The sequence below is a fragment of the Sulfitobacter sp. CB2047 genome (genome assembly GCF_000735125.2).
Classification (GTDB): domain Bacteria; phylum Pseudomonadota; class Alphaproteobacteria; order Rhodobacterales; family Rhodobacteraceae; genus Sulfitobacter; species Sulfitobacter pontiacus.
Window position 1 is genome coordinate 1980446 of record NZ_CP072613.1, and the last position, 12035, is coordinate 1992480.

Sequence of the window (12035 nt, forward strand, 5' to 3'; positions counted from 1 at the left end):
CTTCAACTGGCGGCGCGCATCAAGCGGCCCGCGCCTCGTGTTTCTTCAATTTCGCGGTCCAGGCGTCTGCAAAACGCAAGACCTGTTCTTCTGTGGTGTCCGGCCCAAGCGATACGCGCACGGCACAGGATGCCTCAGCGTCGTCAAACCCCATCGCCGTCAACACCCGGCTTGTCGCCACCTTACCGCTAGAGCACGCAGACCCCGCGCTGATCGCAAAGCCCGCAAGGTCCATCTGCATCACCTGCGTCTCACCGCGCCACCCGGGCGTGATAAAGCAAGAGGTGTTCGGCAAACGCGCCACGTCTTTCCCAACAAAAATAGTCTTCTTTGACGCAGCCTCAAGAGCCTTCTCTAGAACATTTCTAAGTTCTGCAACCCGTTCCCATACGCCATCCGCCAAATCCTGGGCTGCGGCAGCACACGCAGCCCCAAAACCGGCGATGCCGATGACGTTCTCTGTCCCCGCACGACGGCCCAATTCCTGCCCGCCTCCGCGCAACATCGGCTGCATCAATCCGGGCGTATATTCCGGCCCCGCGATCAGCGCACCGATGCCCTTGGGGCCGCCCAACTTATGCGCCGAGACAGCCAATGACGCATGACGACCCACATCCGAACGCCAGCGCCCCAGATCCGACAACTTGCCCGCCGCTTGCACCGCGTCACGGAACACGCTTGCGGGCGACGCGGCCAAACGCGACAGCTCGGCCAGCAGACTTTCCGGCTGCAACACCCCTGTCTCGCTATTGGCACGTTGCAAAAACAGCGTTTTACCCGCCAAGGCTCCATCCGGCAGCGCGTTCAAATCCACGTGACCATTGCGATCCACAGGCAGTTGTTCGGCCTCCGGGCACCAGATACGCACCGCTTCATGCTCCACGGCTGCGCCGGCCACATTGCCCGCGTCCTGCACCACACCCGCAATCGCCTCGGTGGCACCGCTCGTGAAAATCACTTCCGACACATCGCAGCCGACCAGCGCAGCCACCTGCCCGCGTGCCTTCTCGACCATCATCTTGGCCGCACGCCCTTCGGCATGGACGCTGGACGGGTTGCCCGCCACATCCATCGCCGCCAGCATGGCCGCGCGCGCCTCTGCCCGCAGGGGCGTGGTCGCGTTATGATCAAGATATACTCTCACATCAGCTTCCAAATGGTCCTAAATCCCAGGGAGTGTGAGGGACAGCGTCCCTCATTCCGCATCCGCCTCATCCACGATGGCAAAGAGGTTCGGCACCGCCGGACAGGGGGCAAGCTCGTTCGCGACAACATCCGACAGCCGCGTCTGGTGCAGAAAGACATAGACCTGTGCGCTCAGCCCCTCCCACAGGCGGTTGGTCAGCGACTGCGCCCGACTGCCCGATGACCCGCCGGAGGCACCGGCCCCCACATGCATCGCATCGACCTTCTCGTCGACCGCCGCCAGAATATCGACAACGCGAATGTCCGACGCGGGCCGCCCCAAGCGGTAGCCGCCGCCCGGACCACGCACCGATGCCACCAGCTCGGCCCGGCGCAGCTTGACGAAAAGCTGCTCTAGGTACGGCAGGGAAATCGACTGACGCGTCGCGATATCGCCCAGATTGACCAGACGATCCGCGGGCTGAAGCGCTATATCGGCCAAAGCGACCATCGCATACCGCCCCTTGGTTGACAGCTTCATCGCAGTGTTCCCTTCCCCATAAGCGCCTGTTTGATTGACGACGACGCCTGAAATGCCTAAACGCAAAGTCTGACCCCCAGAAACGGGGATCACACAAGTTAGAACCGTTCTAAACTGCCCTAGCGAATTCGTCAACTATTCCGCTGCACTTAGAACCCCAAGCAGGGACGCTCATGCCCGAGGTTATTTTTCCCGGACCCGAAGGCCGCCTCGAAGGCCGCTACCATCCACAAAAAGAACGCGACGCACCAATCGCCATTCTGCTCCACCCGCATCCACAATTCGGCGGGACGATGAACCATAAGGTCGTGTATAATATGCACTATGCCTTCTACAATATGGGTTTCACCGTTCTGCGCTTCAATTTCCGCGGCGTAGGCCGGAGCCAGGGTGAATACGATCAGGGCGTCGGTGAACTCTCCGATGCGGCCTCGGCGCTGGATTACCTGCAATCGATGAACAACAACTCCAAACATTGCTGGGTTGCCGGTTTCTCGTTTGGCGCATGGATCGGGATGCAGCTGCTGATGCGCCGCCCCGAGATCACGGGCTTCATCTCTGTCGCACCACCGGCGAATATGTATGACTTCAGCTTCCTCGCACCCTGCCCGGCCTCCGGTCTGGTGATCAACGGGACCGCTGACCGTGTGGCACCTCCCGCAGATACCGTGAACCTCGTGAACAAGTTGCACGAGCAGAAAGGCATCACCATCACCCACCAAGAGATCGAGGGTGCCGGCCACTTCTTTGAAGAGCCGCATATGGAGACGTTGATCACCTCTACCACAGACTACGTGAAGCGCCGCCTGACGGAGACAACCCGCTAATGGCGGATCCGACAGTCGTCGAATTGGCCAACCAAATGGCCGAAGAATGTCTGGCGGTCCAACGCGAAACCGGACAGGAGCGGCTTTTTATGGAAGTCGCTGCTGTTCTGGGCGCGTCGTCGCAGACGATGGAAGAAGCCTTTGTCACGGCGATCCGCACGCGGCTTGCCGCCGCACAGGGGCGTGACTTTATGGCCAAGGCGCTTGCCGCTCACCGTGCAAAGGAAAGCTGACGAATGACCACCAGACTTGAGCAGCAGATCGCCTTTCTGAACGAAGCGGACAAGCTCAAGTCGGTCACACGCGGGACGTTGCTTTGTGATGCGTCGCGGGCCGAAAACTCGGCTGAACATAGCTGGCACCTGACGCTTTATGCGCTGGTGCTGGCGGATCAGGCGGGCCCCGATGTCGACATCACCCGCGTGATCAAGATGCTGATCCTGCATGATTTGGTAGAGATTGACGCAGGCGACAACCCGATCTTTGGCAGCTACGACACTGCCGATATGGAAGCGCAGGAACAGCTTGCCGCTGATCGTATTTTTGGCATCCTTCCCAATGACTTACGCGATGATCTTCGCGCGACCTGGGAAGAGTTCGAAGCCAATGAGACCCCCACAGCCCGCTTTGCCAAATCGCTCGACCGGTTCCAGCCCCCGATGCAGAACCTCGCGGCGGGCGGCGGCAGCTGGGTTGAATACAACGTGACCGAAGCGCAATTCGTGGAAAAGGTCGGCAGCAAAATCCAGACCGGCGCGCCGGGTCTTTGGGAGTTTGCCCGCGCCCGTGTCTCTGCATGGTTTGCCGCACGCGGCTAACCGCCCGCCCCTCTACCCATCATCCCCAACCACACTTGTCACACGCCTGTCGCAGCGCGATGATATTGGCTAAGCCGCGCAACTCTTTTCAGTATACCATTGCATACCGACTAGGCATTCATGCCTGAATAGGCTATGCGGGTGTCAGTATCATTTCAAAGGACCGCAGATGATGACCAAGATCAAAGTGGAAAACCCGATCGTTGAGCTCGACGGTGATGAAATGACCCGCATCATGTGGGATTTCATTAAGAAAAAGCTAATCCTTCCCTATCTCGATGTGGATCTGAAATATTACGATCTGGGGATGGAGGTCCGCGACGAGACCAACGACCAGATCACCATAGACGCGGCCCATGCGATCAAGGAATACGGCGTGGGCGTCAAATGCGCGACCATCACCCCTGACGAGGCTCGGGTCGAGGAATTCGGCCTGAAAGAGATGTGGCGCTCCCCTAACGGGACGATCCGTAACATTCTGGGCGGCGTGATTTTCCGCCAGCCGATCATCTGCAAGAACGTCCCCCGCCTTGTGCCCGGTTGGACCAAGCCGATTGTCGTGGGCCGTCATGCCTATGGCGACCAGTATAAAGCGACCGATTTCAAATTTCCCGGCAAGGGCAAGCTGACCCTGAAATTCGTCGGCGAAGACGGGACAGAGATTGAACGCGAGCTTTTCGACGCCCCCGACGCCGGTGTCGTGATGGGGATGTACAACCTTGATAAATCCATCATCGACTTCGCCCGCGCCTCGCTGAACTACGGTTTGAACCTCGGCTGGCCGGTGTATCTGAGCACCAAGAACACGATCCTCAAGCAGTATGACGGCCGCTTCCTCGAGCTGTTCCAGCACATCTACGAGACCGAGTTCGAAGATAAATTCAAAGCTGCGGGCATTACCTATGAACACCGTTTGATCGACGACATGGTCGCCTGCGCGATGAAGTGGAACGGCGGCTATGTCTGGGCCTGCAAGAACTATGACGGCGACGTGCAGTCAGACACCGTCGCGCAGGGGTTCGGCTCGCTCGGGTTGATGACATCCGTGCTGATGACCCCCGATGGCCAGACGGTCGAGGCTGAAGCCGCCCACGGCACGGTCACCCGCCACTATCGTCAGCACCAGAAGGGCGAGGAAACCTCGACCAACTCCATCGCGTCGATCTACGCATGGACCGGCGGGCTGAAGCACCGGGGCAAGCTGGATGGCAACGCCGAGCTGACACGCTTTGCCGAGACGCTCGAGAAAACCGTGGTGGATACTGTGGAATCGGGTTTCATGACCAAGGACCTCGCGCTGCTGGTCGGCCCCGACCAAGGCTGGCTGACCACGATGGGCTTCCTTGAAAAGGTGGACGAGAACCTGAACAAGGCGCTTGGCGCGCAGTAAGCCGAATGCTTAAAATAAGGGCCATCCACACCGGGTGGCCCTTTTTCTGTGCACGATCCCCCGCGTGACGTGATGTCATGAGGAAAAATATTATTCTGCACTGCAGCACCCCTAGACAGGTCAACATAGCTGCCCTATCTGGGCGATATGACATATGCAGATCCCCTCCACCATTCTTCGCTAGATGATATTCAAGGCCTCAGCCTTGGGGTCTTTCTCTGCGGTATCGGAATTTTTGTGCTGACCTCAGCCGGTCTGATCACCGGACAGACGGCGGGCTTGGCGGTGATCATCGCTTATCTGACAGGCTATTCCTTTGGCACGGTCTTCTTCCTGATCAACCTGCCGTTCTACTTCCTTGCGTATAAACGGCTTGGGGCCGAGTTCACGATCAAGTCGCTGATTTCCGTGACCATGCTGTCGGTCGTGACCGAATTCCTGCCCTATGGTTTCGCGATCCAGTCGCTCAGCCCTGCCCTCGCGGCGGTGATCTTTGGCGCGCTGGTGGGTCTTGGGCTGCTGGCGATGTTCCGACACAACGGGTCGCTTGGCGGTCTTGGGGTGGTCGCCCTACTGGTGCAAGACACCACGGGATTCAAAGCCGGATGGGTCCAGCTGATCACCGACGCCGTAATCTTTTCGGTCGCATTGTTCCTGTTTCCAGCCTCTGTCGTGGGCTATTCGCTGCTTGGGGCACTGGTGCTGAACCTGATCATCACCTTCAACCACCGCCGCGACCGCTATATCGCGACCTGATCCACAGGCGTGTAGCACGCAGCCCCGCTCTTGACACCGGCCCGTGACCGCCGCAGGACTGGGCCGGAAAGCAGCAACGGGGGCGTCAGGATATGCATTACTTTTGGTTGATGATCGCGATCCTGACAGAGACGTTGGGCACCAGCGCTTTGCAAGCCTCGCAACAGTTTACGCGGCTTTGGCCATCAGTCGGCGTCGTTGTCTGCTATGCGATTTCTTTCTACCTGATGGGGCTGACGCTCAAAGTGATGCCCGTGGGGATCGTCTATGCGATCTGGTCGGGCCTTGGCATCGTCTGCATCGCGGGCATCGGCTATATCGTGTTCGGACAAAAGCTCGACCTCGCCGCCGTGGTTGGCCTGTCGATGATCATCGGCGGCGTGCTGGTCATCCACCTGTTTTCCCATAGTGCGACCCACTAAGGCGCGCTTTCTCGGAACCTGCCGCTGCTTTTAGGCGTTAGCGTGTAACGCAACGACCGAAAGTGCCGCATGTTAGACTCACTAAGCTCCGTATGGGGCACCCTCCCCGACCCTTTGCGCAATCAGCTAGAAGGCTACGCCATCGGGTTCTGGAGCGTCCTGCCGCAGCTTATCCTGTCGATCGTTTTCCTGTGTTTTCTTTGGGCCATCATCCGCATCGTTCAGGCCGTCGTGCCCGGTGCCCTGCGCCGCGCCCATATGCGGCGGTCGCTTGTCGACGTGATCATGATGCTGATCGTGGTGGGCATGTGGCTCTTCGGGGTGCTGATCGCGGTGACCATCGCCTTTCCCACAATCACCCCCGGCAAGGCACTGACCGCCTTGGGTGTCGGCGGTGTCGCCATCGGTTTCGCCTTCAAGGATGTGTTCGAAAACTTCCTCGCCGGTATCTTGCTGCTGATCCGCGAGCCCTTCGCGGTGGAGGATTACATCGAATGCGAAGGGTTTGAGGGTCAGGTCGAAGAGATCACGATCCGCGATACCCATGTGCGCCAGACCGACGGGCAGCTTGTCGTCGCCCCGAACGCGATGTTCTTCAAGAACCCCGTCACCATCCGTACCGCCCGTGATGTGCGCCGGACCACGGTGATCTGCGGCGTGGCCTACGGCGAGGATGTGGATGCTGCGCGCGACGTGATCGCCAATGCGGTGCGCGGTGTGGATGCGGTACGCGACGACGTGCGCGACGTCGAGATTTTTGCGCAGGAGTTCGCGGATAGCGCGATCAACTTCGAGGTCACATGGTGGACCGGCTCGCGCCCCATCGACATCCGCAGCAGCCGTGACAAAGTCGTGGCCGCCGTTAAACGCGCGCTGGATGATGCGGGCATCGAGATCCCCTTCCCCTATCGCACGCTGACCTTCAATGAACCGCTGCCCATCGACGACCGCCGCGACAGCACAGAAGACACAGGCACCGGCGGCTAATCGCCTTTAGGGCTAGCTTTCTGATGCCGGGCACGGTAAGCGCTGCGCAAATGCTGCGGTGCGAGAGCGTGCGCGGCCCCCTCCCGTATCAAAGGCATACCCCAATGGACATGCGTAACATCGCAATCATCGCTCACGTTGACCACGGCAAAACGACGCTGGTTGACGAGCTTCTGAAACAATCCGGCACCTACCGCGAAAACCAGGCCACAACCGAACGCGCGATGGACAGCAACGATCTGGAGCGCGAGCGCGGCATCACGATCTTTGCCAAGCCGACCTCGGTCGTCTGGAACAACACACGCATCAACATCGTCGACACCCCCGGCCACGCCGACTTTGGCGGCGAGGTGGAGCGCATCCTGTCGATGGTCGACGGTGTTGTCCTGCTGGTCGACGCGGCTGAAGGCCCGATGCCACAAACCAAATTCGTGACCTCCAAGGCGTTGAAGCTGGGGCTGCGCCCGATCGTTGTGCTGAACAAGGTCGACAAGGCCGACGCCGAGCCTGACCGCGCACTGGACGAATGTTTCGACCTTTTCGCCAGCCTTGACGCCACGGACGAACAGCTTGAATTCCCGCATATGTACGCCTCCGGCCGCTCCGGCTGGGCCGATGCCGAGTTGGACGGCCCGCGCAAAGACCTTAGCGCGCTGTTCGAGCTTGTGCTCAAACATGTCCCCGCGCCCAAGCAGATCGAAAACGCCGACAAGCCCTTCACCATGCTGGCAACCACATTGGGCGGCGACCCCTTCTTGGGCCGTCTGCTGACGGGTCGCGTGGAAACAGGCACGCTGAAAGCCGGCCAAAGCATCAAGGCGATGTCGCGCGACGGCAAACTGATTGAAAACTTCCGCTGCACCAAGATCCTCGCCTTCCGCGGGCTGGAGCAGACAGCCATCGACGTGGCCGAAGCCGGTGACATCGTTTCCATCGCCGGTATGTCCAAGGCAACCGTGGCCGACACGCTGGCCGATACATCGGTGAACGAAGCCATCCCTGCCCAGCCGATCGATCCGCCCACCATCACCGTGACTTTCGGCATCAACGACAGCCCGCTGGCCGGTCGTGACGGCAAGAAAGTTCAGTCCCGCGTAATCCGCGAGCGCCTGATGAAGGAAGCCGAATCCAACGTCGCGATCAAAATCTCCGACACCCCCGGGGGCGACGCCTTCGAGGTTGCCGGTCGTGGCGAATTGCAAATGGGCGTTCTGATCGAGAACATGCGCCGCGAAGGGTTCGAGCTTTCGATCTCGCGCCCGCAGGTTCTGTTCCAGGAGATCGACGGTGTGCGTCACGAGCCCATCGAAGAAGCCACCATCGACGTGGATGACGAATACTCCGGCGCGGTCATCGAAAAGATCACAGGCACCCGTAAGGGCGAGTTGGTCGAGATGAAACCTGCCGGTGCCGGCAAAACCCGCATCATCGCCCATGTCCCGTCGCGCGGGCTGATCGGCTACCACGGTGAATTCCTGACCGACACACGCGGCACAGGCGTCATTAACCGCGTGTTCCATTCCTGGGCACCGCACAAGGGCACGATTCCCGGCCGTCGCGCGGGCGTCCTGATCTCGATGGAGAACGGCACCTCGGTAGCCTTCGCCCTGTGGAACCTTGAAGAACGCGGCAAGATGATGATCGGCGCACAGGCTGACGTCTATACCGGCATGATCATCGGCGAACACAGCCGTGAAAACGATCTTGAGGTGAACCCGCTGAAGGGCAAAAAGCTGACCAACGTCCGCGCCTCGGGCACCGACGAGGCCGTCCGTCTGACCACACCCATGACCCTGAGTCTGGAAGAAGCCATTGCCTATATCGATGACGACGAGCTGGTTGAAGTCACGCCAAACGCAGTCCGTCTGCGCAAGCGCTATCTGGACCCGCACGAGCGGAAACGGATGGCAAAGTCGGCGTAAACAAAGCGACGCTGGACCGGGGCTTTGCCCCGGACCCCAGGATTTTATACCATTTGGAAAGCGGGGCTGGTTTGGCCCTGCTTTTTTATGTCTGGCGAAGTGTGGGGGGAGGTTTGGTGGGGTCAGCGGCCTTTCTTGGCTGCTGACAAGAGCTTGGGTGCGGGCTTGGCCAGCTGGGCTTAGCCGTCGATCTCTACGACCATCAACTCGCGTTCTGACGCGTCTTTGGCGTGGCTCAGCGCCTCTTGGTAGGCGTCGGAGTTGTAGCAATCGACCGCATCCTCGACAGAGGCGAAACGGGCCACAACATTGCGCGGGCGTTCCTTGCCTTCAAGCTGCACGAAGCGGCCACCACGGGCCAGAAAGCTGCCCCCATGCGCCGCGATGGCGGGGCCAGCAAGCTTGGCGTATTTACCGTAGGCGTCCTCGTCAGTAACCGTGACATGTGCAATCCACAAAGCGGGCATAGTTTATCCTTTCAGAACATTTTCGGCTGCGGCAATCGCGGCCTCGGCATTTGCGACATCTTTGGCACCGCCCTGGGCCATTTCAGCACGGCCACCGCCACCCTTGCCGCCCAGTTCGGCAACGACTGTCTTGACGATATCAACCGCCGAGATCGTGGCGGCCAGATCAGCGGTCACACCCGCCGCAACCGCTGCCTTGCCGTCTGCATCAGCGATCAGCAGCACCGCGCCGGATCCAAGCTTGGCCTTATGTTCGTCGATCAGCGCGGGAAGATCCTTGCCGGTCACACCGTTGACCACCTGCGCGATGAACTTGATCCCGTTCACCTCACGCGGGGCCGCGGCACCGGCATCGCCACCGCCCGACATGGCCAGCTCGCGGCGCAGCTGAGCGACCTCGTTGGCCAAGGCGCGGCGTTCATCCAGCAAGGCACGGACGCGATCGGGCACATCCGCGGTCGAGGTCTTGAGCTCTGCCGCGACGCGGGTCAACGCGGTTTCCTGCGTGCGCAGCCACTTGAGGGCTTCGGTGCCGGTCAGCGCCTCGATCCGGCGGATGCCCGAGCTGCTGGAGCTATCGCCCAATAGCACAAAGGCCCCGATGTCACCGGTCTGGCGCACGTGGGTCCCACCACAGAGTTCCAGCGAATAGGTCTGCTTGTCCGCGCCCTTGCCCGACCCGGCCTCGCGGCCCATAGAGACAACCCGCACCTCGTCGCCATACTTCTCGCCAAAGAGCGCCTGCGCCCCCATCTCGCGCGCGTCATCCGGGGTCATGATCCGGGTTTCCACGGCGGTGTTCTGGCGGATGTAGCTGTTCACCTCTTCCTCGACCGCGGCCAGTTGGTCGGCCGTCATCGGGTGGTTATGGCTATAATCAAAACGCAAACGATCCGCCGCATTCAAAGAGCCACGCTGCATTACGTGATCCCCCAAGGTCTTGCGCAGCGCCTCGTTCAGCAGGTGTGTGGCAGAGTGGTTCGCACGGATCGAGGTCCGCCGCGCGTGGTCCACATCCAAGACCGCGGCCTGAGAGGTCTTGACTGTGCCCTCTGTCACCTCGCCGATATGGATGAAGACGCCCGCGGTTTTGCGCGTGTCGGTCACCGTGACCACGCCGCTGTCGGTCTTGATCGTGCCGGTGTCCCCGACCTGACCGCCGCTTTCGGCGTAAAACGGTGTCTGGTTCAGCGCGATCTGAACGGCGTCGCCCTGTTTCACCTCGGCCACCTGCGCCCCGTCCTGGATCAGCGCAACGATCTGCCCCTCGGCGGTTTCGGTGTCATAGCCCAGAAAATCGGTGGTGCCGGATTTTTCAGCCACATCGAACCAAACGGTCGCATCGGCCGCTTCGCCCGAACCGGACCATGCGGCACGCGCCTTGGCCTTTTGCGCATCCATCGCGGCGTTGAAGCCTTCAAGGTCAACCTTGCGGTCCTGTTCGCGCAGGGCATCCTGCGTCAGATCGACCGGGAAGCCGTAGGTGTCATAGAGCTTGAACGCAGCCTCGCCCGGCAGATCGGCACCGGCGGGCAGGCCCTTGAGTTCGTCATCCAGCAGCTTCAGACCGCGGTCCAACGTTTGCTTGAAGCGCGTTTCTTCCAGCAGCAGTGTCTCTGTAATCAGTGACTGCGCCTGCCCCAGCTCGGGGTAGGCCCCGCCCATCTGACGCACCAGTTCGGGCACAAGGCGGTGCATCAACGGGTCTTTCAGCCCCAGCAAATGCGCGTGACGCATCGCCCGGCGCATAATCCGCCGCAACACATAGCCCCGCCCGTCGTTCGACGGCATCACCCCGTCCGCGATCAGGAAGGAGGTCGATCGCAGGTGGTCGGCGATCACGCGGTGGTGCGTCTTGCCCGGGCCATCCGGATCGGTGCTGGAGGCATGGGCGCTCGCCTCGATCAGGTTGCGCATCAGGTCGGTGGCATAGTTGTCGTTCGTGCCCTGCAGCAGCGCCGCGACCCGCTCGATCCCCATGCCCGTGTCGATCGATTGGTTCGGCAGTGCGGTGCGGCTGCCATCCTCGAACTGTTCATACTGCATGAAAACGAGGTTCCAGATCTCGACAAACCGGTCGCCGTCTTCCTCTGGCGATCCGGGAGGGCCGCCCCAGATATGATCCCCGTGGTCGTAAAAAATCTCGGAGCATGGGCCGCAAGGGCCGGTCGGCCCCATCATCCAGAAGTTGTCATCTGTCGCGATGCGAATGATCCGGTCGTCCGGCAGCCCGGCGACTTTCTTCCAGATGTCCGCAGCCTCGTCGTCGGTATGGTAAACGGTCACGTAAAGACGGTTGGGATCAATGCCCAGTTCTTTGGTAATCAGCTCCCATGAAAAGGCGATGGCCTCGGCCTTGAAATAGTCTCCAAAGCTGAAATTACCGAGCATTTCAAAGAAGGTATGGTGGCGCGCTGTATAGCCCACATTGTCAAGGTCATTATGTTTGCCCCCGGCGCGCACGCATTTCTGCGCTGTTGTCGCACGCGAATAATCGCGGGTTTCAACGCCGGTAAACAGGTTCTTGAACTGCACCATGCCGGAGTTCGCGAACATCAGCGTGGGGTCGTTTCGCGGCACCAGCGGGCTGGACGGCTGGATCGAGTGACCCTGCTTTTCAAAATAACCAAGGAAGGTTGATCGGATATCGTTGAGCGTCTTCATATGCGGGGCCTTTCGAGGGGCAAAAACAATTACCTTCGAATACCCTCGCGACAGAGCACTGTCCACAGGCAGCCCCCATGAAAAAACGCGCGCCCTGGGGGCACGCCTTTTCTAAC

The 12035-nt window shown here is 60.4% G+C and carries 12 protein-coding genes; 8 read left to right on the plus strand and 4 right to left on the minus strand.

The window, feature by feature from the left end; all coding sequences use genetic code 11:
• Positions 1 to 19: 19 nt before the first annotated feature.
• Positions 20 to 1144 (minus strand): aminotransferase class V-fold PLP-dependent enzyme, encoded by a 1125-nt coding sequence (locus IV89_RS09780; RefSeq protein ID WP_037945004.1) that lies wholly within the window; start codon positions 1142 to 1144, stop codon positions 20 to 22.
• Between the two features lie 51 nt (positions 1145 to 1195).
• The gene (locus IV89_RS09785) at positions 1196 to 1666 is read right to left on the minus strand and encodes an Rrf2 family transcriptional regulator (RefSeq protein ID WP_037944144.1); all 471 of its coding nucleotides are present in this window, start codon (positions 1664 to 1666) and stop codon (positions 1196 to 1198) included.
• Between the two features lie 173 nt (positions 1667 to 1839).
• Here IV89_RS09785 and IV89_RS09790 point away from each other — a divergent pair, with 173 nt between their 5' ends.
• The 8 genes from IV89_RS09790 (at position 1840) to typA (ending at position 8788) form a co-directional block, all read left to right on the plus strand.
• Positions 1840 to 2493, plus strand: a complete 654-nt coding sequence (locus IV89_RS09790) for an alpha/beta hydrolase (RefSeq protein WP_005853224.1) — start codon at positions 1840 to 1842, stop codon at positions 2491 to 2493.
• Complete coding sequence (locus tag IV89_RS09795; protein ID WP_005853222.1) at positions 2493 to 2726, plus strand: hypothetical protein; 234 nt, start codon at positions 2493 to 2495, stop codon at positions 2724 to 2726. The genes IV89_RS09790 and IV89_RS09795 overlap by 1 nt, the downstream gene beginning before the upstream one ends.
• Positions 2727 to 2729: 3 nt before the next feature.
• The gene (locus IV89_RS09800; RefSeq protein ID WP_037944143.1) at positions 2730 to 3311 is read left to right on the plus strand and encodes an HD domain-containing protein; all 582 of its coding nucleotides are present in this window, start codon (positions 2730 to 2732) and stop codon (positions 3309 to 3311) included.
• Between the two features lie 172 nt (positions 3312 to 3483).
• Positions 3484 to 4701, plus strand: a complete 1218-nt coding sequence (locus tag IV89_RS09805) for an NADP-dependent isocitrate dehydrogenase (RefSeq protein ID WP_009826912.1) — start codon at positions 3484 to 3486, stop codon at positions 4699 to 4701.
• 147 nt (positions 4702 to 4848) lie between these two features.
• Entirely contained in the window at positions 4849 to 5457 is a 609-nt protein-coding gene (locus IV89_RS09810; RefSeq protein ID WP_037944142.1) for a YitT family protein, read from the plus strand.
• Positions 5458 to 5549: 92 nt separating this feature from the next.
• Positions 5550 to 5879, plus strand: coding sequence for an SMR family transporter (locus IV89_RS09815; RefSeq protein ID WP_005853213.1), 330 nt, complete (start codon positions 5550 to 5552; stop codon positions 5877 to 5879).
• A 114-nt stretch (positions 5880 to 5993) separates the two neighbouring features.
• A complete protein-coding gene (locus IV89_RS09820) occupies positions 5994 to 6866 on the plus strand; it encodes a mechanosensitive ion channel family protein (RefSeq protein WP_037944141.1) in 873 nt (290 codons plus the stop codon).
• A gap of 104 nt (positions 6867 to 6970) precedes the next feature.
• Complete coding sequence (typA, locus tag IV89_RS09825) at positions 6971 to 8788, plus strand: translational GTPase TypA (protein ID WP_037944140.1); 1818 nt, start codon at positions 6971 to 6973, stop codon at positions 8786 to 8788.
• Positions 8789 to 8967: 179 nt separating this feature from the next.
• On the opposite strand, the gene IV89_RS09830 is transcribed toward typA, so the two are convergent.
• Positions 8968 to 9255: a DUF1330 domain-containing protein gene (locus IV89_RS09830; RefSeq protein ID WP_009826907.1), complete on the minus strand. Its 288-nt coding sequence runs from the start codon at positions 9253 to 9255 to the stop codon at positions 8968 to 8970.
• A gap of 3 nt (positions 9256 to 9258) precedes the next feature.
• On the minus strand, positions 9259 to 11919 hold the full coding sequence (gene alaS, locus IV89_RS09835) for an alanine--tRNA ligase (RefSeq protein ID WP_037944137.1): 2661 nt from the start codon (positions 11917 to 11919) through the stop codon (positions 9259 to 9261).
• Positions 11920 to 12035: the final 116 nt, after the last annotated feature.

What these genes read in the sequence shown, in the direction of transcription:
- IV89_RS09785 (WP_037944144.1), bottom strand. Translation starts at nt 1,666, where the DNA reads ATGAAGCTGTCAACCAAGGGGCGGTATGCGATGGTCGCTTTGGCCGAT.
- IV89_RS09790 (WP_005853224.1), top strand. Translation starts at nt 1,840, where the DNA reads ATGCCCGAGGTTATTTTTCCCGGACCCGAAGGCCGCCTCGAAGGCCGC.
- IV89_RS09795 (WP_005853222.1), top strand. Translation starts at nt 2,493, where the DNA reads ATGGCGGATCCGACAGTCGTCGAATTGGCCAACCAAATGGCCGAAGAA.
- IV89_RS09800 (WP_037944143.1), top strand. Translation starts at nt 2,730, where the DNA reads ATGACCACCAGACTTGAGCAGCAGATCGCCTTTCTGAACGAAGCGGAC.
- IV89_RS09805 (WP_009826912.1), top strand. Translation starts at nt 3,484, where the DNA reads ATGACCAAGATCAAAGTGGAAAACCCGATCGTTGAGCTCGACGGTGAT.
- IV89_RS09810 (WP_037944142.1), top strand. Translation starts at nt 4,849, where the DNA reads ATGACATATGCAGATCCCCTCCACCATTCTTCGCTAGATGATATTCAA.
- IV89_RS09815 (WP_005853213.1), top strand. Translation starts at nt 5,550, where the DNA reads ATGCATTACTTTTGGTTGATGATCGCGATCCTGACAGAGACGTTGGGC.
- typA (WP_037944140.1), top strand. Translation starts at nt 6,971, where the DNA reads ATGGACATGCGTAACATCGCAATCATCGCTCACGTTGACCACGGCAAA.
- IV89_RS09830 (WP_009826907.1), bottom strand. Translation starts at nt 9,255, where the DNA reads ATGCCCGCTTTGTGGATTGCACATGTCACGGTTACTGACGAGGACGCC.
- alaS (WP_037944137.1), bottom strand. Translation starts at nt 11,919, where the DNA reads ATGAAGACGCTCAACGATATCCGATCAACCTTCCTTGGTTATTTTGAA.